A 25,555-nucleotide genomic window follows, 5' to 3' on the forward strand; every position below is an offset into this window, starting at 1 on the left:
CTTCTTACGCGGTGATCTTGTCGATCTCGGCGAGGTCTTCCGCGCTCAGCGCCCAGTCGGCCGCCTTGACGTTGGCGGCGACCTGCTCCGGCCGGGTCGCGCCGGCGATCACGCTGGAAACGACCGGCTGGGCTGCCAGCCAGGAGAAGGCCAGTTCGACCAGGCTATGGCCGCGCTGCTCGGCGAAGGCGGTCAGACCCTCGATGCGGCGCCAGTTATCCGCGCTGAAGATTTCGTCGGCGCGCTGCGGCAGCTTGGTCAGGCGCGCGCCTTCCGGCATCGCCGCACCGCGCTTGTATTTGCCGGTCAGCGCGCCGTTGGCGAGCGGAAAATAGGGCAGGAGCCCCATGCCGTAATGGGCAATGGCCGGGATCAGGTCCTTCTCGGCGCCGCGCTTCAGCAGGCTGTACTCGTCCTGCGCCGAGGCGAAGCCGGGAATGCCGAGATCGCGTGCCGTCCACTGGGCATCGGCGACCTGCCAGGCGACGACATTGGAGCAGCCGATATAGCGGACCTTGCCCTGGCGGACGAGATCGTCCATGGCGCGCAGCGTCTCCTCGATCGGGGTCAGCGGATCGGGCCGGTGGAGCTGATAGAGATCGAGCCAATCGGTCTTGAGGCGCCGGAGCGAATCCTCGACGGCGTTCATGATGTAGCGGCGCGAACCGCCCTTCTTCACGCCCTCGGCATCCATATCCATGCCGAACTTGCTGGCGAGCACGATCTGCTTGCGGCGCGCACCCAAGACCTCTCCGAGCGCCGTCTCGGAGCCACCGCGCTCGCCATAGATGTCGGCGGTGTCGAACAGGGTGATGCCATGCTCGATCGCGGCATCGACGACCTTGCGCGTCGCGTCGAGATCGATGCGGCCGCCGAAATTGTTGCAGCCCAGCCCGACGAGCGAGACGCGCAGGCCCGAGCGGCCGAGATTGCGGAATTGCATGGTGGTGATCCTTCCCCTTTCGCATCGGACCGAGAAGTGGGCACCACTTTTCGGAAAAATCCGACGCGACAACACGATGATCGAGAGGGCGGCAGAGGATCAGAGCCGGCGCGGCGAGACAATGGCGCCCGGCGCAAGGCGGACACGCGGCAGCCGAACGGCCGCCGGCTCAGGCGGGTGTCAGCCAACCTGTTCGGGTGAGGACGAGGCGGGCCAATTCAACCGGCGACTGCCCATCCGTGTCGATAACGAGGTAATCTTCGGCGGCTTCGCTCGCCATGCGCCGGGACTGGCGCAGGCTGCGCTCGATCTGTGCGTCGCGGCCGGCACTCTGCTCGCGCCGGTCGAGGCGTGCGAGCAAGGCCTCGTCACCGGCGCGCAAGCGTACGATGGTGATGCGAGCCTCTGGAATGGCTGCGAGAATCCAGCGCCGGTCGAAAGCGGGATGGAGGATGACGCCGGACATCAGCAGGCGCCGGTGCCCGAGTGCGCGATAGGTCGCCCAGAGCGCCGCCAGATTGAGCTGGCTGACATCGCGTGCGCCGGGTGCGAGCGGAGCGAGCTCCTCGGCGCCGGGCTTGGGGAAGACGCGATCGAGCTCGTCGCTTTCGATCGCCGCATGCGGGATGCCGGCCTCGGCCAGCAACCCGCTCGCTTCCCAGCACAAAGTCGACTTGCCGACCCCTGCGGGGCCGGTGATCAGGAGGATCTCGACGTCTGTGCCGGACAAGTCGCTCAGGCCACTTCGGCCTTCTGCTTCTGCGAGCGCTTGCGCTCGTTCGGGTCGAGGATGCCCTTGCGCAGGCGGATCGACTTCGGCGTGACCTCGACGAGCTCGTCATCGTCGATCCAGGCCAGCGAACGCTCCAGCGTCATCCGGATCGGCGGCGTCAGACGAACGGCTTCGTCCTTCGAGGTCGTGCGGATGTTGGTGAGCTTCTTGCCCTTGAGCACGTTCACCTCGAGATCGTTCTCGCGGGTGTGCTCGCCGACGATCATGCCCTGATAGACCTTCCAGCCGGGCTCGATCATCATCGGGCCGCGGTCCTCAAGGTTCCACAGCGCATAGGCGACGGCCTCGCCGGTCTCCATCGCGATCAGCACGCCGTTGCGGCGGCCGCCGATCTCGCCCTTGTAGGGCAGGTAGTCATGGAACAGCCGGTTCATGATCGCGGTGCCGCGCGTGTCGGTCAGCAATTCGCCCTGATAGCCGATCAGGCCGCGGGTCGGGGCGTGGAAGACGAGACGCAGGCGGTTGCCGCCGGAGGGGCGCATCTCCAGCATGTCGGCCTTGCGCTCAGACATCTTCTGCACGACGACGCCGGAATGCTCCTCGTCGACGTCGATCACAACCTCTTCGATCGGCTCCAGCAGCTGGCCGTCCTCGCCGCGCTTCAGCACGACGCGCGGGCGGGAGACGCCAAGCTCGAAGCCCTCGCGGCGCATGGTCTCGATCAGGATCGCGAGCTGCAATTCGCCGCGGCCGGAGACGATGTAGCTGTCCTTGTCGCTAGCCTCTTCGATCTTCAACGCGACATTGCCCTCGGCCTCCTTGAACAGGCGGTCGCGGATGACGCGGGTCGTGACCTTGTCGCCCTCGGTGCCGGCAAGCGGGGAATCGTTGACCATGAAGGTCATCGACACCGTCGGCGGATCGATCGGCTGCGCCTTGATCGGGGTGTCGACCGACGGGTCGCAGAAGGTGTCGGCGACGGAGCCCTTCACCAGGCCCGCGATCGAGACGATATCGCCCGCGACGGCTTCCTCGATCGGCTGGCGCTCAAGGCCACGGAAGGCGAGGATCTTCGAGATGCGGCCGGTCTCGACGGTCGAGCCGTCGCCGGAGAGCACCTTGACGGTCTGGTTCGGCTTGGCCGTGCCCGAGGTGACGCGGCCGGTGATGATGCGGCCGAGATAGGGGTTGGCCTCCAGCAGCGTGCCGATCATGCGGAAGGGGCCTTCCTCGACGGTCGGCTCCGGCACATGCGAGAGGATGAGGTCGTACATCGGCGCGAGGCCGTTATCCTGCGGACCTTCCGGCGAATGGGCCATCCAGCCCTGCTTGCCCGAACCGTAGAGGATCGGGAAGTCGAGCTGCTCGTCGGTGGCATCGAGCGCGGCGAAGAGGTCGAAGACCTCGTTGATGACTTCGGTGGTGCGGGCGTCGGGCTTGTCGACCTTGTTGATCGCCACGATCGGGCGAAGGCCGAGCTTCAGCGCCTTGGAGACCACGAACTTGGTCTGCGGCATCGGGCCCTCGGCGGCATCGACCAGCACGATGGCCGAGTCGACCATGTTCAGGATGCGCTCGACCTCGCCGCCGAAATCGGCGTGGCCGGGGGTGTCGACGATGTTGATGCGCGTGTCCTTCCAGACGACCGAGGTCGCCTTGGCCAGGATGGTGATGCCGCGCTCCTTCTCGAGGTCGTTCGAATCCATCACGCGCTCGATGACGCGCTGGTTGTCGCGGTAGGTGCCGGACTGCTGCAGCAGCTTGTCGACGAGGGTCGTCTTGCCATGGTCGACGTGCGCGATGATGGCGATGTTGCGCATGGACATGCGGGTCTGGGCCTTGCTTTCAAGGCCACGAGCCGGTCTGGAGCGCTGCCCCGCCGGCGTAGCCTGTTTCACGTGAATCTGGAATTCGTTGCGCTGCACATAAACGCTGGCGGGCTTTTCGGCAACCGCCGAGCCTGCCGAAAAGTAAATGCGTTCAGGTCTCCGCCAGTGCGCGCTGCCGTTCGGCCACGGCCCGGCCGACCTGATCGATGGCCAGGCGATAGGCCGCGAGCGCCGCCGTGTCGAGATCGCCCTTGGCGTAGTCGGCGAGCACGCGCGTCAGAATCTGGTCGGCGTCGCGGCCGAGCCGCATCAGTTCGGCTTCGTCCTCGCAGGCGCGGATCAGGGCGAGCAGCCCGAGCAATTCGTCCAGGCCGGCCATGGCACGCCGGCGCCTATTGGCACTCTCGCGGCCGAGCAAGGCTGCACCGCCCGTGCCAACAGCCGAAAGCGCCATGGCGCCGATATAGAACCAGTCGCCATAGCGATCGAAGAAGGTTTCCTGCTCGCCATCGATATAGGCGGCCGCGCCCGAATGGACCGGCAGGGGGGCGTCCTTGTCGGTCGAGGGCGTCTCCAGCGCCTGCACGGCCGGCAGCTCCGACACCAGCGTCAGGCGCAGGCCGAGGATATCCTTGGTCAATTCGCCGACGAGGTTGTCGTCAAGGCTCTGCGCCGCGACGAGGCGCGAGGTGATCGAGATGGTCTGCAGGCTTTCGGCCGGGCGAGGCGGATCGCCGCCCAGCGCGCCACGAACGATCTCGCCCGACTCGATCGCCCGGTAATGCGCCGCCAGCGCATCGGCCTCGCGGACCGGGATCAGCACGGGATCGTTGCCCCAGGCCTCGCGCAGGCGGCGCAGGCCGTCATTGTTGGTGTGGGAGCCGACGGCATTGATCGAGAAGAAGACGTCGATGCGCTTCTCCTTGGCGGCCGCCACGATCTCCTCCTGGCTCAAGCCGATGATCTCGACCTCTTCGGGCCGGACCTCGTATTGCGCCAGCACCCGCTTCAGCAGGGTGATGTTTCCGGCCGGATTGCGGGACACGCCGATCCTGCGGCCGCGCAACTCGGCGATGCGGCCGATCGCGGTCTCGGTCGTCGTGATGAAGAACGGAAAGGTCCGCCGGGTGATCAGAACGGTGTCGGCCGTCGAGGGCATGGCAATGTCGGCGCGCAGCATGGCGAGATCGGCCTGGCCTGCATCGATCTTCTTGGCACTGTCCTCGGAGCCTTCCGTCAGGACGAGGCGCAGGCGGATGGAAGCCTTGTCGCGATTGAGCCCTTGGACGAAAGCCGCCGCCATGCGGGCGTCGTCCGAGCCGAGCGGCCCGACCGCGAGACGCAGGGTCCGCGGCTGGCCGATATAGTAGAACACCGCCACGACGAGGCCGGAGACGGCGAGCAGGCCCGCCATCATCGTCAGCCCGCGCCTGCCCATGCCCAGCCGGATCAACCCGTCCCCCTCTTCGCCCTGTCCGAACATGGCTTCCTTCGTCATCATGTCGCAAGTACGGCATGCGCCCGCGAACGGACCGTGCTAAACGCCGGGCCATGTCCACCAGTTCGCCCTTCCTGATCAAGATCTGCGGCCTCTCGACCCCCGAGACGCTGGAGGCCGCGCTCGCGGCCGGCGCTGACATGATCGGGCTCAATTTCCACCCGAAGAGCCCGCGCTACGTGACGCTGGAGCGCGCCAAGCAATTGGCCAAGATCGCTCGGGGCAAGACGCAGATCGTCGCGCTCGTCGTCGACTGGAGCGAACAAAAGGCGGGGGAGCTCGCCGCAGATCTCAAGCCAGACTGGTTCCAGTTCCATGGCAAAGAGACGCCTGAGGAAACCAAGGCCCTTCGCCGAGCGGTGAAGCGGCCGGTGATGAAGGCGCTCGGCATCGCAACGGCGGAAGACCTGAAAACAGTCTCAGGCTATCGCGATGCGGCCGATCTCATCCTGCTCGACGCCAAGCCGCCGAAGGATGCAGCCTTCCCCGGCGGGCACGGCAAGCCCTTCGACTGGGGCCTGCTCGCCAGCCTCGACCCTTCGCAGCGCTTCATGCTATCGGGCGGGCTCGATCCGGCGAATGTCACGGATGCCATCGGCATCACCAGGCCGGCGGGCGTCGATGTCTCCTCGGGTGTCGAAAGCGCGCCGGGGGTCAAGGACCCCGCGCGGATCGCGAAATTCATCGCATCGGCCCGCAAGGCCGCGGCGGCACTGCAAGAAGGTTTGACGGCATGAACGCCCCCTCGACCCCGAACAGCTATCGCAACGGCCCCGACGAGAACGGCCGCTTCGGCCTGTTCGGCGGCCGCTTCGTCGCCGAGACGCTGATGCCGCTGATCCTCGAGCTGGAAGAGGCTTACAAAGCCGCCAAGGCCGACCCGGCCTATCACGCCGAGATGACCAGCGGCCTGAAGCATTATGTCGGCCGGCCCTCGCCGCTCTATCTCGCCGAGCGGCTGACCGAGCATTTCGGCGGCGCCAAGGTCTATCTGAAGCGCGAGGAGCTGAACCATACCGGCTCGCACAAGGTGAACAACGTGCTCGGCCAGATCTTGCTGGCGCGGCGCATGGGCAAGAAGCGCATCATCGCCGAGACCGGCGCCGGCCAGCATGGCGTCGCGACCGCGACGCTCTGCGCGCGCTACGGCCTGGAATGCATCGTCTACATGGGCGCTGTCGACGTCGCCCGTCAGGCGCCCAACGTCTTCCGCATGCAGATGCTGGGCGCGACCGTCGTGCCGGTCGAATCCGGCACCAAGACGCTGAAGGACGCGATGAACGAGGCGCTGCGCGACTGGGTGACCAATGTCGCGACGACCTTCTACTGCATCGGCACGGTCGCAGGCCCGCATCCCTATCCGGCGATGGTGCGCGACTTCCAGTCGATCATCGGCAAGGAGACCCGCGAGCAGATGCAGGAGGCCGAGGGCCGCCTGCCGGATTCGCTGATCGCCTGCATCGGCGGCGGCTCGAACGCGATGGGGCTGTTCCACCCCTTCCTCGACGATCCCTCGGTCGAGATCTACGGCGTCGAGGCGGCCGGCCACGGCATCCCGAGCGGGCTGCATGCGGCTTCGCTCACCGGCGGACGCCCCGGCGTGCTGCACGGCAACCGCACCTTCCTGCTGATGGACGATGACGGGCAGATCAAGGACGCCCACTCGATCTCGGCCGGGCTCGACTATCCCGGCATCGGCCCGGAGCATTCCTGGCTGCACGATGTCGGCCGGGCGAAGTACCTTTCCGCCACCGACGAGGAGGCGCTGGAGGCGTTCCAGCTGATCTCAAGGTTGGAGGGTATTATTCCAGCGCTGGAGTCCGCGCATGCGCTCGCCCGCGTCGCCGATCTCGCCCCGCAGAAGCCGAAGGATCACCTGATGGTGGTCAATCTCTCCGGCCGCGGCGATAAGGACATCCCGCAGGTCGCGGAGATTCTCGCGGCACGCTGACGCTCGAAAGGCCCCGCCCAAAGTTCTAGGCGTGGCCTCTCGACTCTCGCACCGGCAACGACAAGCATAGGTTGTTTCCGGCGCACCCGCGCCGGGCATGTCGCGTGGAGCGGGACCGGGGCCAGTGGGGGGCAGCGGTAACGACGACCGTCCGAGCGAGGTCGGGCCCGGCTCAGCCGGCCTGCCAGTCGAACTCGCCTTCCTGACGCGGCATGGCCTGCCGCCTTCCTTCCTCGCAGGCATAGCCGAGACATCCCGGCGCAACCGCACCGAACCGGTCCGCGAAGCGATCGCACGCGGCCTGATCGACGAGACCCGCTTCTACCGCGCGCTTGCCGCCGAGATGGGCCTGGCCTTCGTGGCACAGCCTCCGCCACTCCGGCCCGGTGGCGGGCACGACGCCATCCTGCGCCAGGGCATCGCGCCGGCCGAGGGCGACGCGCGCTTCCGCTTCATCCTCGCGCCGGAGGGACCGGCACTGCGGCGGATGATCGAAGCCGGACCGCGCAACCGCGACGACATCGCGGTGACGACCCCGCGCCGCTTCGGCGACGCCCTGCGCCGCGGCAATGCCGCGCTATTGGCCGAGCACGCGGCCGGGCTCGATCCCGCCGGCCTCGCCCGCGACAGCGCGCGTACCGGCGCCAGCCGAGGCCAGGTGATTGCTGCCGGCTGCGGCGTCTCCGCTGCCGCGATCGGCGGGGTCTTCGCGCCGCTCGAAACCTTCTTCGGGCTCGCGCTGCTGCTCGGCCCACTTTTCCTCGGCCTGATCCTGCTGCGGCTTGCGGCTTCGATCGAGCGTTCCGCGCCCGATCTCTGGCGCAGCCATCGCTGGCGGATCGATGATGCCCGCCTGCCCGTCTACACGGTCGCGGTGCCGCTCTACCGGGAGCTTGCCGTGCTCCGGCAATTGACGGATGCGCTCGGCGCGCTCGACTACCCCGCAGCCAAGCTCGATATCCGCCTGCTGATCGAAGCCGACGACACGGCCATGCGCGGCACGCTGGCGCAGATGGCACTGCCATCGCATTTTTCCGTGACCATCGTCCCGCCCGGCCTTCCACGCACCAAGCCCCGCGCGCTGAACCTCGCCCTGCTCGAAGCGCGCGGGACGCTCTTCACGATCTATGACGCCGAGGACATTCCCGATCCGCAGCAATTGCGCATGGCAGCGGCGCGCTTCCTCGGCGGCCCGAAGGAGCTCGGCTGCCTGCAGGCGAGACTCGTGATCGACCATGCGGAGGAGGGCCTTCTGCCCGGCCTGTTCGCGCTCGAATATGCCGGGCTGTTCGAGGTGCTCAATCCCGGCCTGCTGCAGTTCCAGCTGCCGATCATGCTGGGCGGGACCTCGAACCATTTTCGCACCGAGGCGCTGCGCGCAGTCGGCGGCTGGGACGCCTGGAACGTGACAGAGGATGCCGATCTCGGCTTCAGGCTGGTGCGCGCCGGCTATCGCATCGGCGACCTACCCTCCGACACCCGCGAGGAGGCCCCGGTCTCCATCCCTGCCTGGCTCAAGCAGCGCTCGCGCTGGATCAAGGGCTATATCCAGACGCTGGTGACGCATTCGCGCGCGCCCTTGCGGCTGATGCGCGAGGCCGGGATCGCCGCGACCTTCGCCTTCCTGTCGCTGGTCTTCGGCACCGTTGCGACGGCATTGGGCTATCCGGCCTTCGCCGTCGCTGCGCTGATCGCCTATTGGGACGGCTCGCTCTTCGCACCGGTCGGCACCGCGGCGACCCTGACCTCGACCATCGCGCTCGGCGTCTGGCTTCTCGGCAGCGTCGCCCTGTTCGTGCCGCCCGTCGTCGGCGCGCTGCGCCGGGGGGCCCCGGGACTGCTGCTGCTCGTGCCGCTGCTGCCGCTCTACTACGCGCTGGTCTCGGTCGCCGCCTGGATGGCGTTCTACGAGTATTTCAACCGCCGCTTCGCCTGGAACAAGACGGAGCACGGGCTGGCGCGCCGGCGCGCGCCGATCGAACCGGCTACGAGTGCCGCAGCCATTCCGCCGCGGCCTGCGCCGGAGGCTGTTCGATATTGAAGGCGCCGACGAATTTGCCGTCCTTGCCCATCAGATAGACCAGCGCGGTGTGGTCCATCGTGTAGTCGCCATCCTTCAGCGGCACCTTCTTGGCATAGGCACGATAAGCCTTGACCACAGCGTCGATGGCCGGCCGGTCGCCGCTCAGGCCGACGATGCGGGGGTCGAAGGAGCCGAGATAGCTCTTCATCGCTTCCGGCGTATCGCGCTCGGGGTCGACCGTGATGAAGAGCGCTTTAAGCCCCTTCGCCTTGGCGCCCTCGCCGGCCGCGCGCAGAGCCTCCGATATCTCGAAGAGCTTGGTCGGGCAGATGTCGGGGCAATGGGTGAAACCGAAGAAGACCAGGAAGGGCGAGCCCTTCAGGTCGGTGTCGGAGAGCGGCTTGCCCTCTTGCGTCGTCAGCGTGAACGGGCCGCCGACGCTGGCCGTGCCGCTGCCACTGCCTCCCTGGCGGCTAGGCGAGAAGGTCAGGATCGCGGCTGCGGCGAGCGCGAGCGCCCCGGCCAGGAAGACGACGAGGGGCAGGACGAGACGGCGGTTCACGGAGACATTCCCGGGCAGGCGGCGGCAGCCGCTAGACAGCGTCTTTCATGCATCGGCTGGGTCCGAAAACCGGTTCCCACTTTTCGGGCCGATGCCTAGAAGCATGCGACGATGGCGGCGATAAGCCCGTCGGTGAAGAGCCGGTCGCCTTCGCGCCACCAGAGCAGCAGGCCGGTGAGGAACAGGGCGAAGAAGCCTCCGCCGATCAGCATGAGGCCAAGACGGCTCGAAGAGCCGGCCTCCGTCTGGGTTGTCTCGTCTGCCTGCGACATAGGCACAACCTAGCGCCGGATCGCGCCGTCCGAAAGCGGGCGGCGTGACGCAGGGGGCTCACGATACGGCGATGCGCCCTGAAGAGGGCGCATCGCAGGGTCTACCGGTATCTGCCCGCTCACTTCACCGGGAAGGTCAGCGGCGAATAATCCGTCACCGGGCGCTTGATCCAGTCGTTGCCGGGCGCGGCCGCTTCCGTCCGCTTCTGGCCTTCATGCAGGCGCAGGGCCGCAGCCGGATAATCCATGGTCAGGACGGTGCCATCGCGGACGACGAGCTTGCCGTCGACATAGACGCGATCGACGGCGCGCTCGGCGGCGGCATAGACCATGCTGCGCACGGGATCGCGGCGCGGCTGCATCATCGGATGCTTGAGGTCGACCATCACGAGGTCGGCCTTGCAGCCGGCTTCCAGGCGGCCGATATCGTCGCGGCCGAGCGCGGCGGCGCCCGCCGTGGTCGCGGCCTCGAAGATGTCGGTGGTGGTGAGCGTGCGCGGGTTCTCCGCCATCATGCGGGCGACATAGCCGACATGGCGCATCTCCTCGATCATGTTGTGCGGATAGGTGTCGGTGCCCATGCCGATGCGGATACCGGCGCGGCGATAGCGCCCGAAATCATCGAGCGCGATGCCGCGGCGCATGAAGACCGTCGGGCAATGGGCGACCATCGTATCGGTCTCGGCCAGCAGCGCGAGATCGCGGCGGCTGTGCCAGCCGACACGCGGGTAGTCGTCGAGGAAGATGCCGTGGCCGACGATGCTGGTTGAGCCGAGCACGCCGAGCTTCTCCAGCCACTGGATCGGCGTCACGCCATGGCGGCGGGTGATCTCGTGGAACTCGACCGTCGACTGGGCCGCGTGGATCTGCCAGGGCAGGTTGCGGCGCTTGGCTTCCGCATGGCTGTCCTTGATCAGGCCCTCGCTGCAGGTGTCGATCTGCGCCGGGCAGACCATGCCGAAGAGCCGACCTGACGGGTGCTTCTGCGCCTGCTCGATGACGTCGAAGGCGGTCTCCATGGCCGCCTGGCCAGCCTTCTCGTCCCACTCGTATTCGACGACATGGCCGTTCTTCGTGTACCAGCGGGCAGAGCGGAACATTGGCGAGACGCAGACGCGCAGCCCGCTATTCGCGGCAAGATCGATCCAGCCGGGATGGGCGACCGAAAGATCGGCGAGCGTGGTGACGCCGGAGAGCAGGAGCTCGGAATAGGCGACCTGCACGCAATCCGGCACCGTCTCGGCATCGGGCCGCAGGATCGGCATGAACTCGTAAAGCGAGGAATTGTAGAGCGCGGGCGAGCCCAGTTCGTCGAGGAAGCCCTTGTTCAGCGCCTCGCTCGACGGATGCGAATGGATGTTGACGAGGCCGGGCATGACCATGCGCCCGCTGCCGTCGACGGTCTCGTCGGCCTGACCTTCGTAGCGCGGCCCGACATAAAGCAGCGTGCCGTCCTCGAAGGCGACATCGGCTCCGTGCAGATAGACGTGCCGGGAGGCTTCCGCATCCCAGGCGACAACGACTTCGGCGTTCTTGATGACCGTGATCGTCATGATCTTTGTTTCCTCCTCCTTGGTGGTCTTTCTCGGAACCACGGCGTCATCCCGGGTCAAGCCCGGGATGACGCCGTGGTTCCGAGAAAAATCAACAGGCTGGAGCAATCAGGCATAGAAAAAGCGCCGCGCGGTTCTCACCGCGCGGCGCCGAAGACGCTCAGCGCTTCAGCTTGAGGTCGAGCCCCTTGTAGAGGCCGGCACCGTAGATGCCGTGGGCCCGCACGCCTTCCAGCCGGTCGCCGGCAACGACCCAGAGCGGCTGCGAAGCCAAGGGAACCCAGACATTCGCCTCGGTGAGCTGGGTCTGGACCGCGCCGATCGCCTGCTTGCGCTTGTCGGCATCGACGGCGGTGGCCGCGGCCTTCAGGAGCTCGTCGGTCTTCGGGTCCTTCCAGTTCATCCGGTTCGGCGTCGGGGCCTGGCGGCTGGCGAAATAGAGGTTCAGCGCCTCGGTGGCCGTCACATAGGGATAGGCCATGTAGAAGGCGTCGAATTCCTGCGTCGCGAGCTTGCCCCAGGCGACGGTGGCGTCCCAGAGCTGGATCTTGAGGTCGATGCCGACCTTGCGCAGGTCGGCCTGCATCGCCTCGGAGATGCGCGGGTTCACGTCGTTGCGGATGCCGTAGACCGTGAAGGTCGCCTTCTGGCCGTCCTTCTCGCGGATGCCGTCGGCGCCCGGCTTCCAGCCCGCCTCGTCCAGCAGCTTGATGGCGCCGGCCGGGTTATGCTTCGGCATCTTGCTGGCCGAATCCTTGTCGTAGTCGAGCACGGCCGGATTCAAGAGCGAGGGCAGAACCTGGCCCTTGCCGAAGAAGATCGCCTTGGCGATGGCCTGCTTGTCGGTCGCCATGTTGACGGCCTCGCGGATCACCGCGTCCTTCGAGACCGGCTTGTCGATCTTGAAGCCCATGAAGATGTCGTAGATGTAGTTTTCCTGCCGCTGCACCGTCATGCCGGGGATGCGCTGCATGGTGTCGAGCGCGATATAGGGCATGTAATAGGTCACGTCGGCCTGCTTGGCCTGGATCGCGGCCATCAGCGTGTTCGACTCGGGGATGACCTTCCAGACGATCTCGTCGATCTGCGGCTTCGGGTCCTTGTAGATCGGCGGGCCCCAGCTGTAGTGCGGGTTCTTCTTGAGCACGAGCTCCTGGCGCGGGGTCCAGCGCGACCAGCAATAGGGGCCGGTGGCGTTGAAGCCCTGGACACCGAAATTCGGCCCGAGCTTCTCGACGGTCGCCTTGTCGACCACCGAGGCGAAGGACAGGGCGAGCTGGAACATCAGGTCGCTATAGGGCTCCTTCAGCTCGTAGATCAGCGTGGAATCACCGTCGGCGCGGATGTCCTTGACCGGGCCGCCGCGGAAGGAGACCGGCGACTTGTTGGCCGGGTCGGTCCAGCGCTTCAGCGAATAGACGACGTCGTCGATCGTCATCGGCCGGCCGTCGCAGAACTTCACGTCCTTCCGGATCTTGAAGGTGTAGGTCAGTCCATCCGGCGAGATCGTCCAGCTATCGGCGAGGCCGGGCTTGATCGTCTTCATGTCGAAATCGACCGTCACCAGCGTGTCGGCCAGCATGTACATGACCTCGGCCGCCGCCGTCGCGGTGGTGCGGATCGGGTCGTAATTGTCGGCATCGATGACGCGCAGGATCGAGAGCGGCGCCTTCTGCTGGGCGACCGCGGGCACGACCGCAAAACTTGCGGCGGCGGCGCCGGCGAGAAGCAGAGTTGAGAGTTTGAACATCGAGCAAGTCCCCTTTTTGACGCTTCTTGGTTGATATCGCTGCTATTTGCGCAGCTTGGGATCGAGGGCGTCCCGCAGGGAGTCGCCAAGCACGTTGAAAGCCAGCACGACCGCGAAGATCACCAGGCTCGGCAGGACCGAGACATGCGGCGCGAAGAACAGGAAGTTGCGGCCGTCCGCCGCCATGGCGCCGAGCTCGGCCGTTGGCGGCTGGGCGCCGAGGCCCAGGAACGACAGCGCTGCGCCGAGCAGGATGACCTGGCCGAAACGCAAGGTGACGAAGACGAAGATGGCCGAGAGGCAGTTCGGCAGGACATAGCGCAGGATGATACGCAGATCGCTCAGGCCCAGCGAGCGCGCCGCCTCGATATAGCCCTGCTGCAGCACGACCAGCGCCGAGCCACGCACGACGCGCGCCATCAAGGGCACTGTCGCGATCGAGAGTGCGATGATGACAGCGAGCAGGCCCGGCCCGAAGATCGCGGCGATGGCGAGGCCGAACAGGATCGCGGGGAAGGACAGGAGGACGTCCATGAACCGCATCAGCACGCCGGACAGCTTCGGATAGTAGGCGGCGGCGAAGCCGATGATGCCGCCGATCACGCAGCCGAAGGCGACCGAGGCCGAGCCCATCAGCAGGGTCGTGCGCAAGCCGTAGAGCAGGCGCGTGATCATGTTGCGGCCCTGCCCGTCCGTGCCGAGCAGACCGGCCTCGCCCGGCGGCTTCAGCGTGTTGGCGAGATCGTTGCCGAAGGGATCGGTCGGTGCGAGCCAGGGCGCGAAGACCGCGCAGAGGATGGCGAGGACGACGAGCGCCAGCGCGATGCAGGAGCCGACATCGGAGATCAGCATCCGGAGCACGGTCTTGCGGCGCACGGGCGTGGCGGCGGCGACGCTGACGGCCGCTTCGACCGTCTTGGCGCCGGGCTGGAACGCATTGCGATCGAGCTTCATGGGGGAGCTCATCAGGTGCCCCTCACGCGTGGGTCGAGCACGGCATAGAGGACGTCCACCGCGAGATTGACCAGGATGAAGCCGAGCGAGAGCATGATGATCGTGCCCTGCGCCATCGGCAGGTCGCTCGACAGGATGGCGCCGACCGCGAGCCGGCCGATGCCCGGCCAGGAGAACACGGTCTCGGTGACGACGGCGCCGCCGAGCAGGAAGCCGATCTGCAGGCCGATCAGCGTGACGACCGGAACGAGCGCGTTGCGGAGCGTGTGGCGCAGCACGACCGTGCCCTCGCCGAGCCCCTTGGCACGGGCAGTGCGGACATGGTCGGCACCGAGCTCGTCCAGCACCGAGGTGCGGGTCATCCGGGCGACCGGGCCGACGAAGACGCCGCCCAAAGTGATCGCCGGCAGGATGATCCCCTGGATGCCCTCCCAGGTCCAGAGCGGGCCGGTGCGGCCGGTGAAGGGCAGGATCGGGTAATAGAAGCCGAAGAGCCAGATCAGCCCGAGGCCGAGGAAGAAGACCGGTAGCGAGACGCCGGCGACCGAGAAAGCCATGATCGCGCGGTCGATCAGCGAGCCCCGGTAATAGGCGCCGACGGTGCCGAGGAACATGCCGAGCGGAATCGCCCAGATCAGCGAGGCGAACATCAGCTCCAGCGTCGGGCCGATGGTGTTGCCGAGTTCCTGCGTCACCGGGACGTTGTTGATGATGGAGACGCCGAGATCGCCCTGGAGCAGCCGCCCGATATAGATCGCGAACTGCTTCCACAGGGGCTGGTTCAACCCGAGTTCCTGGCGGATCGCCTCCACCACGTCCTGCGTCGCGGTCGGCCCGGCGCGGACCTGGGCCGGATCGGTCGGCACGACCTGCATCAGCAGGAAACCGATCAGCAGGACGCCGAGCATCACCGGCAGGACCAGCAGCAGCCTTTGCAGCGTATGTTTGAGCATTGCTGAGGTCCCGGCCTATTGCGCCGCAGCCGCAAGCTGGCCGTGCCGGTCGAAGACCACCTCGCCACCGAGCAGCGTCAGGTCGCAGCGCACCTCGTTCTCGACCTCGCCGACGGGGATCGCGAAAATGTCGTGCGAGAGCACGGCGATATCGGCGAGCTGGCCCGGCACCAGCCGGCCGAGCTTGTCCTCGGCGAACTGGGTATAGGCGCCGAGCAAGGTATAGGCGTGAACCGCCTCCTCCATGCTCAGCTTCTCGGCGCCGCCGATCTCGGTGTGGCGCTTGGTCTGGCGGGTGACCATGGTGAAGAGGTTCTTGAACGGGTCGGTGGCGCAGACCGGGGCATCCGAGCTTGCCGCGGCATGCAGGCCGCCATCGAGCCATTTGCGCATCGGGTAGGAGGCGCCGGCGCGCTCTTCGCCCAGATTGATCACATAGAGATCGCCGAATTCGTAGATGAAGGCCGGCTGCGGCACCGGATCGATGCCGGCAGCGGCCATGCGGGCGAGTTGGCCATCGGTCAGGAAGCCGCAATGCTCGATGCGATGGCGGCGGCCCTTGATCGGATGCGCCGGACTGTCGGCCTTTTCCATGCCGGAGAGAACCTGCTCGATCGCGGCGTCGCCGATCGCGTGGATCGCGAGCTGGTAGCCGAGCTCGTGGTAGTGCCGGAGATAGCCATGCATGGCGGCATCGGAATAGATGAAGATGCCGCGATTATCGGGGTCGCCAACGAGGTAGGGCTCGCTCATCGCGGCGGTCAGACCGCCGGCACTACCGTCGCCGAAGACCTTCATCGCGCCGTAGCGCAAGAGGCCGGTCTCGCGGCCGAAGCGGTAACCCGCCGCATAGGCTTCGTCGCCGATGCCGTCGGCATTGCCGTAAATGCAGACCCAGGTGCGGACCGGCAGAGTGCCGGCGCGCGCGACCTCCTCATAGGCCTCGATCTCGGCCATACCGGCGCCCATGCCGACGCCGGCATCCATCACGCTGGTGAAGCCCTGCGCGAGCATGTAGTGCCCGGCCTTCTCGATCGCGGCTTTCAGCTCCGCCAGGCTCGGCTTCGGCATCGCCTCGACGATCAGGCGCATGGCGCTCTCGGCCAGCAGGCCCGTCAGCTTGTTGTCGCGGCGCTCGATCAGGCCGCCATCGGGGCTCGGCGTGTTGTGGCCGATACCGGCCGCCGCCATGGCGCGGCCATTGACGACGCCGACATGGCCGCAGGTGCGCTTGATATAGACGGGATTGTCGGGCGCGACGCGGTCGAGCTCCTCGGCGGTCGGATGGCGGGCCTCGGCCAGCTCGTTATGATCATAGCCGCGGCCGGTGACCCATTCGCCGGGCTTCTTGCCCTTCACGGCGGCAGCGATGCGGCGCAGGATCTCGTCGATGCTATTCACGCCCTCCTCGGGGCGCAGGTTGACCTCGCTCATGGCGAGGCCGAGCGGCAGCAGGTGCATATGCGCGTCGTTCAGGCCGGGAATGGCGACGCGGCCGGCGAGGTCGACGACCCTGGTGGCCGGACCCTGCAAGGCGGCGATCTCGGCAGCCGAGCCGGCAGCCAGAACCTTCCCTCCGCCGATCGCCAGGGCTTCCACGAAGCCTTCCGCCAAGCCGCAGAAGATGCGGCCATTCAACAAAACGGTCTCGGCTTGCGTCATCGGCCCGGATTACCCTGCTTTCCCTGTTGAATTCTCGCCGCGAGGCATTGGCGAGGCGATAGTCTTCGGCAAGCATCTCCCGTGCCATGCACGCGGCTATGCGCGTCCATGCGGCCCTATCGCAGCGAATGGGGATTTAGTCTGGACGGTGTGCTTTGAACGCGAAAACTATGCCACTCCGCCGGTTCCCCATGACACTATTTTCTTATTGGCTTTCCGGCAGCATCGCTCAGAATATTGAACATGGCAAGGACCGCCGAGCAGGCGGGCCCTGCATGACGCGCAGGAACGACAAGGCGCGCAGAAGAGGGAAACGGAACGGCCATGAGCTTTGACGTCGGCGGTAGGCTAAAGGAAATCAGGTTGGCAGCCGGGCTTTCTCAGCGCGAGCTCGCGGCGCGCTCGGGCGTGACCCATAGCCTGATCTCGCTGATCGAGCAGAACCGGAACAGCCCGTCGGTCGCGTCGCTGCGCAAGATCCTCGACGGCATCCCGATGACGATGGTGAATTTTTTTGACGAGGCGAAGGCGCCACGGGACAAGGTGTTCTTCGAGGCCTCCGACCTGCTCGACCTGACTTCGCGCCTGCACCAGGTCAATGGCGGCGAGAGCCGCGGCCAGATGTCCTTCCGCCAGGTCGGGGATGCCCAGGCCCATAACCTGCAGATCCTGCACGAATCCTACGATCCCGGCGCCGATACCGGCGCCGCCATGCTCAAGCACGAATCCCACGAGGGCGGGGTGGTGCTGGCCGGCGAGCTCGAAATCACGGTCGGCGACCAGATCAAGGTGCTGAAGCCCGGCGACGCCTATCTCTTCGACAGCCGCATCCCGCACCGCTACCGCAATATCGGGACGGAGCGCTGCATCGTCGTGAGCGCCTGCACGCCGCCCTACCTTTGAGACAACGCCGGCAGGACTACACCGGCGAACCTTAGAACACATTTAAACTATTGATATTATTTGATTTTTACTCCAGCATCGGATAAGCGTCACCTCCTCACAGAGGTCGCGATGCCCGCCAGCTCCAGCCCCGTACAGAAATCTGCCACGAGCCTGGAGCTGTTCTCGCGCAATCTCTCGCTCTCCGCCGGCACGTTCCTGATCCAGGAAGGCGAGCGGATCGTCGGCCCGATGCGGCCGGGCCTCAAGGTCGCGGTCATGCTGGAGGGCAGGCAGGCGCTGGAACTCGATGACCGCCCGGCCGTCCTGCTCGATGGGCCTACCGTCCTCGTCGCAGCCAATGGCGGCGAGCATACGCAGCAGCGGACGGGCCTCGCCGACGGCGCGCTGCGCTGCGCGCTGATGCAGTTCGATTTCGATTTCGTCGCCCGCGAGTTCGGGCCGGATGTCGCCAAGGCCGCCCGCCTCGCCTGCTCCGACGATGCCGGCTTCTGGGTGCGCCCAGCCGATGCGCCGATCCGCTCGCTCGCCTTGCAGATGGCCGAATGTCCGGTCGGTGAAGCGCTGCGCCCGCTCTATCTCGCCGGCAAGGCGCTCGAACTCGGCGCGCTGGTGCTGGACCGGATGCTCGGCGAGCGCCCCGCCCGCCCGGCACGGCTCACCCCGCGCCTGCGCGAGCAGGTTCATGCGGCCCGCGACCGCCTGCTCGAAACCTTGCAGGAGCCCCTCAGCCTGGCGGAGCTGGCGCGCGAAAGCGGGCTCAACCCGACCAAGCTCACCTCCGCCTTCCGAACCGAGTTCGGTGCCAGCGTCTTCGAGTACCTGCAGGAGCAGCGCCTGCAGCAGGCCTATGCGCTGATCGCGAACGGAGAAGCCAGCGTCGCCGTCGCGGCCTTCCAGGTCGGCTACAGCCCGGCGCATTTCTCCGGGCTGTTCCGCAAGCGTTTCGGCGTCGCGCCCAGCGCCCTGCGCTGATTCAGGCCATGTCTGCGCCCTCCCGTTCTTGCTTGGACGCGTTCGAAACGCGACCGAAAGAAATACTGCCGCGATCGAAAGCCAAGCGCGTTGCCGGCTGTGCGGCCTTCCTGAAAGAACCCCGGGGACGAGGGCGCGCAGGCGCCAGGGGCAGGAATGCAGGCATGACCGGGATCAACAGCAGCAATCGCGCGATGGGACGGGCCGGCGTGGCACTGGCCGCGCTTCTCGTCGGTGGCGCCGGCACGGCGCTGGCGCAGGGCGCCCAGCCGCAGCCGGCCGGCACAGCGATCGGCCTCGATACGATCGACGTCCAGGGCGAGCGCGCCGGCGGCCCGGTCAACGGCTATGTCGCGCGCCGCAGTGACACCGCGACCAAGACCGACACGTCGATCATGGAGACGCCGCAGTCGATCACAGTCGTCACGCGCGACCAGATGGACGCCCAGGGCGCCCAGAATGTCAGCCAGGCGCTGCGCTATACCGCTGGCGTGCTCGGCGAGACCCGCCTCTCAATGGGCCGTTATGACAGCGTCTTCATCCGCGGCTTCGGTGGCTCCGGCGGCACGGCCGGCTTCGTCAACAATCTCGACGGCCTGCGCTACCAGCGCGGCATCAACTTCCTCGTCCCGACCTATGAATCCTGGGGGCTGGAGCGGGTCGAGGTGCTGCGCGGCCCGTCCTCGGTAGTGTTCGGGCAGGTGAAGCCCGGCGGCATCGTCAACATGGTCAGCAAGCGCCCGCGGGAAGAGCGGCACGGCGAGGTCCAGCTCCAGTTCGGCAGCCATGATCGCGCGCAGATGGCCTTCGATTTCGGCGGGCCGATCGATCAGCAGAAGACCTGGCTCTACCGCGTCGTCGGCCTCGGCCGGGCGGCGGACACGCAGGTCGACTATACCCGCGAGGAGCGCATCTTCATCGCGCCCTCCGTCACCTACCGGCCGAACGCGGCGACAAGCCTCACGGTGCTGGCCTCGTTCCAGCGCGATCCCGAAACCGGCTTCTACGGCTTCATTCCGGCGGTCGGCACCGTTCTGCCGAGCCGCGCCGGCCGTATCCGCAGCAATTTCTTCCCGGGCGAGCCGAATTTCGAGGGCTATAGCCGCAACCAGGCCAATCTCGGCTATGCCTTCGAGCATCGCTTCAACGACGTCTTCACCTTCCGCCAGAACGTCCGCATCTCGGATCTCGAATCGCGCAACCGCACCGTCGCGGTCGGCGGCATCGCAGCCGACCAGAAGACGCTGACGCGCCGCGCCACGATCTCGAACGAGCGCGCCCGCACCGCCGGCATCGACAACCAGCTCCAGGCCGATTTCCGCACGGGGCCGCTGACGCACAAGGTGCTGTTCGGCGTCGACGGCTACTGGACCGATGCCAAGGCCGCCACTGGCGCCGGCGGCACGGTGCAGTCGCTCGACTTCACCAACCCGATCTACGGGCGCCTGCCCTTCGTCCTGCCGACCGTGCCGAGCACCACGCAGACGACGGCCCAGTACGGCATCTACCTGCAGGACCAGATCAAGCTCGACCGGCTCTCGCTGCTCGTCGGCGGCCGCTTCGACCGGGCCGAGGCCCGCACCCGCGCGCTGTCCACGGGCGTGCTGACCAAGCAGGACGATACGGCACGGACCGGCCGCGTCGCGCTGATGTACAATTTCGACAACGGCTTCGCGCCCTATGTCAGCTACTCGACCTCGTTCGAGCCGGTCGCGGGCACGGCCTTCGGCGGCACGCCGTTCAAGCCGACCGAAGGCGAGCAGTACGAGGCCGGCTTCAAATACGAGCTGCCGGGGACCAACGCCTTCCTGCAGGCTTCGGTCTATCAGCTGACCCAAACCAACGTCACAACGACCGACCTCGCCCATCCGACCTTCCAGATCCAGACCGGCGAGATCCGCGCCCGCGGCGTCGAGGTCGAGGCGCGCGCCAGCGTCTATGAGAATCTCGATCTCGTCGCGGCCTATACCTATACCGATGCCGAGGTGACCAAGAGCAACGGCGTCGACCTCGGCAAGCGCCCGCCGGTCGTGCCGCGCCACACCGCGGCGCTCTGGGCGCATTACACCTTCCGGACGGGCATGCTTTCCGGCCTCGGGCTCGGTGCCGGCGTGCGCTATGTCGGCGGTGGCGCGGGCGACCCCGGCAACACCTTCTCGACCTCCGACTACACGCTGGTCGATGCCGCGATCAGCTACGACCTCGCCGCCGCCAGCCCGGCGCTGAAGGGCTGGAGGCTGCAGGTCAATGCCCAGAACCTGTTCGACAAGGAGTATATCTCCGGCTGCTACGGCACGACACAGTGCTCCTTCGGCCTGCGCCGCACGGTGCTCGCGACCTTGTCCTACCGCTGGTGAGAGCGCCGATGCAGCCAGGCAGCCCTGCCGATCCCGCATTCGCTCCCGTCACGCTGCCGCAGGCCTGGCAGCGTGATTTCGAGGCGCGGGACGGCGCGCGCTACCGGCTGCTGGTCTCCGTGCCGGAAGGCCCCGCTCCGGCAGGCGGCTTCCCGAGCCTCGTGCTGGTCGACGGCCACGCGCTGTTTCCGGTCGCTGCCACCGCCGCCCGCCTGCAAGCGCAGCGCCCCGAAGCGACCAGCGTCGGCCCAGCCGTCGTGATCGGAATCGGTTATCCCGGTGAGCGGCCCTTCGATGCCGAGCGGCGCCAGCGCGACCTCCTGCCCGTGCCTGACGGAGCCGACCGCTTCCTCGACATGATCGTCGACGAGATCCTGCCGGCCGTCGCGCGGATCGCTCCACTCGACCCGGCAAGGCGCGCGCTCGCCGGCCATTCCTATGGCGGGCTGTTCGTGCTGCATGCGCTGTTCACCCGGCCCGGCCTGTTCAAGTCCCTTGTCGCCGGCAGCCCGTCGATCTGGTGGCAGGACCGCGCCATCCTCGCGAGCGAGGAAGCCTTCCGGCGCGCTGGCGCCGCTCCCGCCGGGCGATTGCTGATCACGGTCGGCGGCCATGAGCAGGACCCGCTGCTCGCCGTTACCCAACAACGGGCCGAGCGGCTGGCACGGGCGCGGATGTGCGACAACGCCGCCGAGATGGCGGAGCGCCTGAGCGCCTCCGGCCGCGTCGATTGCAGCTTCACCGAATTCCCCGGCGAGAACCATGTCTCGGTGATCCTGCCGATGCTCGCGCGCACTGTCGCCTTCACGCTCGCCGGCACGGCGCAGGACAAGGCGGCAGCGGCATGATGCTCGACAGGCGTTCGCTGATCCTGGGCGGCTTGAGCCTGCCTGTGCTGCCCGCCATGGCCGCCGACCCGGTCGTCGCGACCGATGTGCTCGGCCGTACCGTCAGACTCGCGGCTCCGGCGAAGCGCATCGTGCTGGCGCAGGGCCGGCAGCTCAACGCGCTCGGCCTGATCCACCCCGATCCGGTCAGCATCCTCGCCGGCTGGGGCAGCGACCTCGAACGCCAGAACCCGGACGGGCTCGCGCGATACCGGACGCGCTTCCCGGCAATCGATGCGCTTCCCCTCGTCGGCGACGGCGGCACCGCCACCGGCTTCTCGCTGGAACGGGCGATCGCGCTCGGCCCCGATCTCGTCGTGCTCAGCAAATCGCTCGCCGGCACGCGCCGCGGTCCCGGCGATCTCGTCGAGAAGCTTGAAGCCGCCGGTATTCCCGTCGCGGTCGTCGATTTCTTCCTGGAGCCGCTGCGCGACACCGTGCCGAGCCTCAGAGCGCTCGGCATCCTCACCGGCCAGCAGGACCAGGCCGGGCGATTGATCGCCTTCTATGAGGAGCGGATGAAGCGGATCGCGAGCCGGGTCGCGGACGCGAAGCGCCCCTCCGTCTTCATCCATGCTCATGCCGGCGGCTATGATTGCTGCATGACGGCCGGGCAGGGCACGTTCAACGAGTTCATCCAGGCCGCCGGCGGGCACAACATCGCCGCCGCGATGCTGCCGGGCGCGACCGGGCAGATCGGGCTGGAGCAATTGATCGGCGCCGATCCGGATGTCTATATCGCGACCGGCGGCACGCATCTGACCAAGCTCGGAGGGCTCGTGCTCGGCCTCGGCGTCAGCGAGACGGATGCCGCCGCGAGCTTTGCCAAGCTTTTAGCGACGCCCTCGCTCAAGATGCTCAGCGCCATCGAGAAGCGCCGCGCCTTCGGCTTCTGGCACCTGTTCAACGACACCCCGCTGCATGTCGTCGCGATCGAGGCGCTGGCGAAATGGCTCCACCCGGAGCGTTTCGCCGATATCGACCCGGCCGCGACGCTTGCCGAGGGCGCGAGCTTCTCGGCGATCCCGCTCGACGGGACGCTCTGGATCGCGGCGCCGCCGAAAGCCTAACGGAGACCCTCATGCTGGCCACCTCGACCCGGATCGCACTCGCCAACCCGGCTGATGTCCTGAAGCCGCTCTGCGAGCATCTCGTCGAGCACGAGGCCGTCGTCACCGAGCAGGGCGGCACGACGCTCATCGCGCTCGACGGCAGCCTGGCGCGCATCGACCTTTCGGCCAGCGCCCTCGACGTTACCGTCGAGGCGCCGGATGTGGCCGCGCTGCTCGGCATGAAACGCGCCATCGCCAGCCATGTCATCGAGTTCGCCCCGAAGGACGCAGCGCCCGAGATGCGCTGGACCGGCGACGGCACCGGCCCCGCCCTGCCCGCGGAATTCCGCATCCTGACCGTGACTGGCGTCGAGCGGATCACGCCGCATATGGCCCGCATCCGCTTCGAGGGCGACGATCTCGCGCGCTACGACCATATCGACGCGCTGCATGTGCGCCTGTTCATCCCGCCCGAGGGTGTGAGCGAGCCGAGCTGGCCGATGGTCGGCGATGACGGGCTCCTGCTGCCCTCGCCGGCGGAAACCAGGCCGCTGGTGCGCAAATACACGATCCGCGAGATCGACGTTGCAGCCGGCACGCTCGCGCTCGATTTCGTGCTGCACGAGGATGCCGGGCCGGGCTCGGCCTTCGCCTTCCGGGCCAAGGCCGGCGACAGGATCGGCATGGCAGGCCCCGGCGGGCGCGGACTCAAGCCGGCCGAGCGCTATGTCTTCCTCGCCGACGAGACCGGGTTGCCGGCCGTGGCGCGGATGCTGGAGAACCTGCCGGCCGAAGCCGTGGGCCAAATCTTCATCGAGGTCGCCGACGCCGGCGAGGAACAGCCCCTGCGCCACCCGGCCGGCATGGCGCTGACCTGGCTGCATCGCGGGGACGCGGCACCGGGCAGCCTGCCTCTGCTGCAGGAGGCCTTCGCGACGGTCGACTGGCCGGAGGACGGACCTTCAACCTATCTCTGGTCGGCGTCGGAGCATGCCGCGTTCAAGGCGATCCGGGCGGCTTCGCGCGGCAAGCTCAGGCCGGAGCGCGACCAGAACCTCGTCGTCAGCTACTGGCGCGCCGGTGCCTCCGACGAGGAGCATGTCGCCGCCAAGAAGGCGGAAGCCGCGAAGGCTTGATCAGCCCTCGCGCACCGCGACGATGAACAGACGCGGGAAGCGCAGCAGCACCTTGCCGTCGCTCTCGACCGGGTAATGCGGCGCGATGCGCTCGAGATAGCGGGCGAGGAAGTCCTTCTGTTCCTCGGCCGTCAAACGGTCGAGATAAGGCTTCAGACCGGTGCTCTTGAACCATTCGGCGATGGCTTCGAGATTGGCCAGCGCGTGAACGTAGGTGGTCTGCCAGAGATCGACGCGGCAGCCGGCCTCGATCAGCCAGCGGCGGTAATCGCCGAAGGAACCGATCGCCGAGCGCTCCGCCTTCGCGGTGGCAAGCTTTTCAGCCCAGGGGCCTTCCGCCGCAACCTCACGCATCGCGACATGCGAAGGCTCGTTGAGATTGTTCGGCATCTGCACGGCAAGGCAGCCGCCTGGCGTCAACGAACGCGCCAGACGCGGAAACAGGCCCTCGTGATCCGGCAGCCATTGCAGCACGGCATTGGCGAAGATCAGGTCGTAACCGGCCGCATCCGACCAGCTGTTCACGTCGCCGAGGACGAAGGAGAGGTTCGGCAGGCGCTTCCTGGCCTTCTCCAGCATGTCCGGCGAGGAATCGAGGCCCTCGTTCACGGCGTCGGGGAAACGGGCCGCGACCAGTTCCGTGCTGTTGCCGGGGCCGCAGCCGAGGTCGATGCAGCGCTTCGGGTCGCTCAGCGGCACGCGGGCGAGGAGATCGGCAGGCGGGCGCGTGCGCTCATCTTCGAAGCGCAGATATTGCGCGGCGTCCCAGTCCGGCTTGGCGATCATGCCGCGGGCTTCCGCGCCAGAAGGGCGAAGCGGGTCGAGGCCCCCAGCCGGATCGCGTCATGCAGGGGCGCGGCGCGCTGCTGCTCGCGCACCACCTGAATGTAATCGGCCGGGACGATGTCGACGAAGCCGGCGGCGGTCAGCATGCCTTCAAGACGCTGCCGGCTGAGCCCGTCCTTGAAATAGAAGCGGCTGGTGATCGAGGCATGGGTGTCGGCATCGATCTGGTGGACAGCCGCGCCGCGCTTCTCGCGCAGCCAGTTGCCGAAGCGATTGACCAGCGCCTGCCAGCGCGTGCGGTTGATCCAGTCGCCGTCGATGATCAGCATGCGCCCGCCGGGACGCAGGACGCGGAACCACTCGCTCAGAGCCGCTTCCGGATCGGTCAGGGTCCAGACGAGATGGCGAGTGATCGCCGCATCATAGCTCGCGTCCTCGTCGAGCAGATGCTCGGCATCGCCAAGCCGAAAGCGGGCAGCCTTGCCATGCTTGGCACGGGCGCGCTCCAGCATCGCCTCGGAGAAGTCGAGCGCGGTGACGCGGTGGTTTAGCGACAGCAGGGCGCGGGTGATCTCGCCGGTGCCGCAAGCGAGGTCGAGCACGTCGAGCGGCTGCGAGCCGAAGGAATCGCCGATCAGGCGCTGGAAGGCCTTCAATTCGCGATCGGACTTGATCGCGTGGCCGAAGGAGAGATCGAAGCTCTCGGCCCGCGCCGACCAATAGGCGCGGATCTCTTCTTTCAAGGTGAAATTGTCATGCGAGGCGGGCGCGGACAT

The 25,555-nt window shown here is 67.2% G+C and carries 22 protein-coding genes; 9 read left to right on the forward strand and 13 right to left on the reverse strand.

The window, feature by feature from the left end; all coding sequences use genetic code 11:
* Nucleotides 1-4 precede the first annotated feature (4 nt).
* The 4 genes from AC07NY_RS22035 to AC07NY_RS22050 form a co-directional block, all read right to left on the reverse strand.
* Nucleotides 5-943, reverse strand: a complete 939-nt coding sequence (locus tag AC07NY_RS22035) for an aldo/keto reductase (RefSeq protein ID WP_494585594.1) — start codon at nt 941-943, stop codon at nt 5-7.
* A 169-nt stretch (nt 944-1,112) separates the two neighbouring features.
* The gene (locus AC07NY_RS22040; protein ID WP_494585595.1) at nt 1,113-1,673 is read right to left on the reverse strand and encodes an AAA family ATPase; all 561 of its coding nucleotides are present in this window, start codon (nt 1,671-1,673) and stop codon (nt 1,113-1,115) included.
* 5 nt (nt 1,674-1,678) lie between these two features.
* A complete protein-coding gene (typA, locus tag AC07NY_RS22045) occupies nt 1,679-3,502 on the reverse strand; it encodes a translational GTPase TypA (protein ID WP_492286945.1) in 1,824 nt (607 codons plus the stop codon).
* Between the two features lie 154 nt (nt 3,503-3,656).
* Nucleotides 3,657-5,003, reverse strand: coding sequence for a TAXI family TRAP transporter solute-binding subunit (locus AC07NY_RS22050; protein ID WP_494585596.1), 1,347 nt, complete (start codon nt 5,001-5,003; stop codon nt 3,657-3,659).
* Between the two features lie 53 nt (nt 5,004-5,056).
* Between AC07NY_RS22050 and AC07NY_RS22055 the strand changes: the two genes are divergently transcribed.
* The 3 genes from AC07NY_RS22055 to AC07NY_RS22065 all read left to right on the forward strand — a co-directional run bounded on the left by AC07NY_RS22055 (nt 5,057) and on the right by AC07NY_RS22065 (nt 8,995).
* Entirely contained in the window at nt 5,057-5,740 is a 684-nt protein-coding gene (locus tag AC07NY_RS22055) for a phosphoribosylanthranilate isomerase (RefSeq protein ID WP_494585597.1), read from the forward strand.
* The gene (trpB, locus tag AC07NY_RS22060) at nt 5,737-6,954 is read left to right on the forward strand and encodes a tryptophan synthase subunit beta (RefSeq protein WP_494585598.1); all 1,218 of its coding nucleotides are present in this window, start codon (nt 5,737-5,739) and stop codon (nt 6,952-6,954) included. Before AC07NY_RS22055 ends, trpB begins: the two co-directional genes overlap by 4 nt.
* A gap of 124 nt (nt 6,955-7,078) precedes the next feature.
* On the forward strand, nt 7,079-8,995 hold the full coding sequence (locus AC07NY_RS22065) for a glycosyltransferase family 2 protein (protein WP_494585599.1): 1,917 nt from the start codon (nt 7,079-7,081) through the stop codon (nt 8,993-8,995).
* On the opposite strand, the gene AC07NY_RS22070 is transcribed toward AC07NY_RS22065, so the two are convergent.
* The 7 genes from AC07NY_RS22070 to AC07NY_RS22100 all read right to left on the reverse strand — a co-directional run bounded on the left by AC07NY_RS22070 (nt 8,940) and on the right by AC07NY_RS22100 (nt 16,683).
* Entirely contained in the window at nt 8,940-9,539 is a 600-nt protein-coding gene (locus tag AC07NY_RS22070) for an SCO family protein (protein WP_494585600.1), read from the reverse strand. The two genes, AC07NY_RS22065 and AC07NY_RS22070, sit on opposite strands and share 56 nt — an antisense overlap.
* A 95-nt stretch (nt 9,540-9,634) precedes the next feature.
* Nucleotides 9,635-9,811 carry a hypothetical protein gene (locus AC07NY_RS22075; RefSeq protein WP_156367053.1) on the reverse strand — a complete coding sequence of 59 codons (177 nt, stop codon included), beginning with the start codon at nt 9,809-9,811 and terminating at the stop codon, nt 9,635-9,637.
* Nucleotides 9,812-9,930: 119 nt separating this feature from the next.
* On the reverse strand, nt 9,931-11,364 hold the full coding sequence (locus AC07NY_RS22080) for an amidohydrolase family protein (RefSeq protein WP_494585601.1): 1,434 nt from the start codon (nt 11,362-11,364) through the stop codon (nt 9,931-9,933).
* A 160-nt stretch (nt 11,365-11,524) separates the two neighbouring features.
* A complete protein-coding gene (locus tag AC07NY_RS22085; RefSeq protein WP_492286952.1) occupies nt 11,525-13,114 on the reverse strand; it encodes an ABC transporter substrate-binding protein in 1,590 nt (529 codons plus the stop codon).
* Nucleotides 13,115-13,156: 42 nt separating this feature from the next.
* Nucleotides 13,157-14,068 (reverse strand): ABC transporter permease, encoded by a 912-nt coding sequence (locus AC07NY_RS22090; protein WP_494585602.1) that lies wholly within the window; start codon nt 14,066-14,068, stop codon nt 13,157-13,159.
* Between the two features lie 11 nt (nt 14,069-14,079).
* Complete coding sequence (locus AC07NY_RS22095) at nt 14,080-15,021, reverse strand: ABC transporter permease (RefSeq protein ID WP_492286954.1); 942 nt, start codon at nt 15,019-15,021, stop codon at nt 14,080-14,082.
* Between the two features lie 15 nt (nt 15,022-15,036).
* Nucleotides 15,037-16,683, reverse strand: a complete 1,647-nt coding sequence (locus AC07NY_RS22100) for an amidohydrolase (RefSeq protein ID WP_494585603.1) — start codon at nt 16,681-16,683, stop codon at nt 15,037-15,039.
* A 324-nt stretch (nt 16,684-17,007) separates the two neighbouring features.
* Here AC07NY_RS22100 and AC07NY_RS22105 point away from each other — a divergent pair, with 324 nt between their 5' ends.
* The 6 genes from AC07NY_RS22105 (at nt 17,008) to AC07NY_RS22130 (ending at nt 23,993) form a co-directional block, all read left to right on the forward strand.
* Nucleotides 17,008-17,586: a cupin domain-containing protein gene (locus AC07NY_RS22105; RefSeq protein WP_257733203.1), complete on the forward strand. Its 579-nt coding sequence runs from the start codon at nt 17,008-17,010 to the stop codon at nt 17,584-17,586.
* A gap of 111 nt (nt 17,587-17,697) precedes the next feature.
* Nucleotides 17,698-18,561: a helix-turn-helix transcriptional regulator gene (locus AC07NY_RS22110; RefSeq protein WP_494585604.1), complete on the forward strand. Its 864-nt coding sequence runs from the start codon at nt 17,698-17,700 to the stop codon at nt 18,559-18,561.
* 164 nt (nt 18,562-18,725) lie between these two features.
* The gene (locus AC07NY_RS22115) at nt 18,726-20,918 is read left to right on the forward strand and encodes a TonB-dependent siderophore receptor (RefSeq protein WP_494585605.1); all 2,193 of its coding nucleotides are present in this window, start codon (nt 18,726-18,728) and stop codon (nt 20,916-20,918) included.
* Between the two features lie 8 nt (nt 20,919-20,926).
* Entirely contained in the window at nt 20,927-21,766 is an 840-nt protein-coding gene (locus tag AC07NY_RS22120) for an alpha/beta hydrolase (protein WP_494585606.1), read from the forward strand.
* On the forward strand, nt 21,763-22,875 hold the full coding sequence (locus AC07NY_RS22125; protein WP_494585607.1) for an ABC transporter substrate-binding protein: 1,113 nt from the start codon (nt 21,763-21,765) through the stop codon (nt 22,873-22,875). The genes AC07NY_RS22120 and AC07NY_RS22125 overlap by 4 nt, the downstream gene beginning before the upstream one ends.
* An 11-nt stretch (nt 22,876-22,886) precedes the next feature.
* Nucleotides 22,887-23,993 carry a DUF2218 domain-containing protein gene (locus tag AC07NY_RS22130; protein ID WP_494585608.1) on the forward strand — a complete coding sequence of 369 codons (1,107 nt, stop codon included), beginning with the start codon at nt 22,887-22,889 and terminating at the stop codon, nt 23,991-23,993.
* Here the strand turns inward: AC07NY_RS22130 and tam are convergent, their stop codons facing one another.
* Together tam and AC07NY_RS22140 are read right to left on the reverse strand one after the other, a co-directional pair.
* Nucleotides 23,994-24,779 carry a trans-aconitate 2-methyltransferase gene (gene tam, locus AC07NY_RS22135; RefSeq protein WP_494585609.1) on the reverse strand — a complete coding sequence of 262 codons (786 nt, stop codon included), beginning with the start codon at nt 24,777-24,779 and terminating at the stop codon, nt 23,994-23,996.
* Nucleotides 24,776-25,555, reverse strand: a complete 780-nt coding sequence (locus tag AC07NY_RS22140) for a class I SAM-dependent methyltransferase (protein ID WP_494585610.1) — start codon at nt 25,553-25,555, stop codon at nt 24,776-24,778. Before AC07NY_RS22140 ends, tam begins: the two co-directional genes overlap by 4 nt.

It is taken from the genome of Allobosea sp. GW821-FHT09G06 (genome assembly GCF_059416005.1).

Bases quoted from the DNA above. Each gene is read 5' to 3' on its own strand.
- AC07NY_RS22120 (WP_494585606.1), top strand. From the start codon at position 20,927: ATGCAGCCAGGCAGCCCTGCCGATCCCGCATTCGCTCCCGTCACGCTG.
- AC07NY_RS22035 (WP_494585594.1), bottom strand. From the start codon at position 943: ATGCAATTCCGCAATCTCGGCCGCTCGGGCCTGCGCGTCTCGCTCGTC.
- AC07NY_RS22095 (WP_492286954.1), bottom strand. From the start codon at position 15,021: ATGCTCAAACATACGCTGCAAAGGCTGCTGCTGGTCCTGCCGGTGATG.
- AC07NY_RS22115 (WP_494585605.1), top strand. From the start codon at position 18,726: ATGACCGGGATCAACAGCAGCAATCGCGCGATGGGACGGGCCGGCGTG.
- AC07NY_RS22110 (WP_494585604.1), top strand. From the start codon at position 17,698: ATGCCCGCCAGCTCCAGCCCCGTACAGAAATCTGCCACGAGCCTGGAG.
- AC07NY_RS22105 (WP_257733203.1), top strand. From the start codon at position 17,008: ATGAGCTTTGACGTCGGCGGTAGGCTAAAGGAAATCAGGTTGGCAGCC.
- AC07NY_RS22050 (WP_494585596.1), bottom strand. From the start codon at position 5,003: ATGACGAAGGAAGCCATGTTCGGACAGGGCGAAGAGGGGGACGGGTTG.
- AC07NY_RS22085 (WP_492286952.1), bottom strand. From the start codon at position 13,114: ATGTTCAAACTCTCAACTCTGCTTCTCGCCGGCGCCGCCGCCGCAAGT.
- AC07NY_RS22055 (WP_494585597.1), top strand. From the start codon at position 5,057: ATGTCCACCAGTTCGCCCTTCCTGATCAAGATCTGCGGCCTCTCGACC.
- AC07NY_RS22080 (WP_494585601.1), bottom strand. From the start codon at position 11,364: ATGACGATCACGGTCATCAAGAACGCCGAAGTCGTTGTCGCCTGGGAT.
- AC07NY_RS22125 (WP_494585607.1), top strand. From the start codon at position 21,763: ATGATGCTCGACAGGCGTTCGCTGATCCTGGGCGGCTTGAGCCTGCCT.
- typA (WP_492286945.1), bottom strand. From the start codon at position 3,502: ATGTCCATGCGCAACATCGCCATCATCGCGCACGTCGACCATGGCAAG.
- AC07NY_RS22100 (WP_494585603.1), bottom strand. From the start codon at position 16,683: ATGACGCAAGCCGAGACCGTTTTGTTGAATGGCCGCATCTTCTGCGGC.
- AC07NY_RS22090 (WP_494585602.1), bottom strand. From the start codon at position 14,068: ATGAAGCTCGATCGCAATGCGTTCCAGCCCGGCGCCAAGACGGTCGAA.
- trpB (WP_494585598.1), top strand. From the start codon at position 5,737: ATGAACGCCCCCTCGACCCCGAACAGCTATCGCAACGGCCCCGACGAG.
- AC07NY_RS22075 (WP_156367053.1), bottom strand. From the start codon at position 9,811: ATGTCGCAGGCAGACGAGACAACCCAGACGGAGGCCGGCTCTTCGAGC.
- tam (WP_494585609.1), bottom strand. From the start codon at position 24,779: ATGATCGCCAAGCCGGACTGGGACGCCGCGCAATATCTGCGCTTCGAA.
- AC07NY_RS22130 (WP_494585608.1), top strand. From the start codon at position 22,887: ATGCTGGCCACCTCGACCCGGATCGCACTCGCCAACCCGGCTGATGTC.
- AC07NY_RS22140 (WP_494585610.1), bottom strand. From the start codon at position 25,555: ATGTCCGCGCCCGCCTCGCATGACAATTTCACCTTGAAAGAAGAGATC.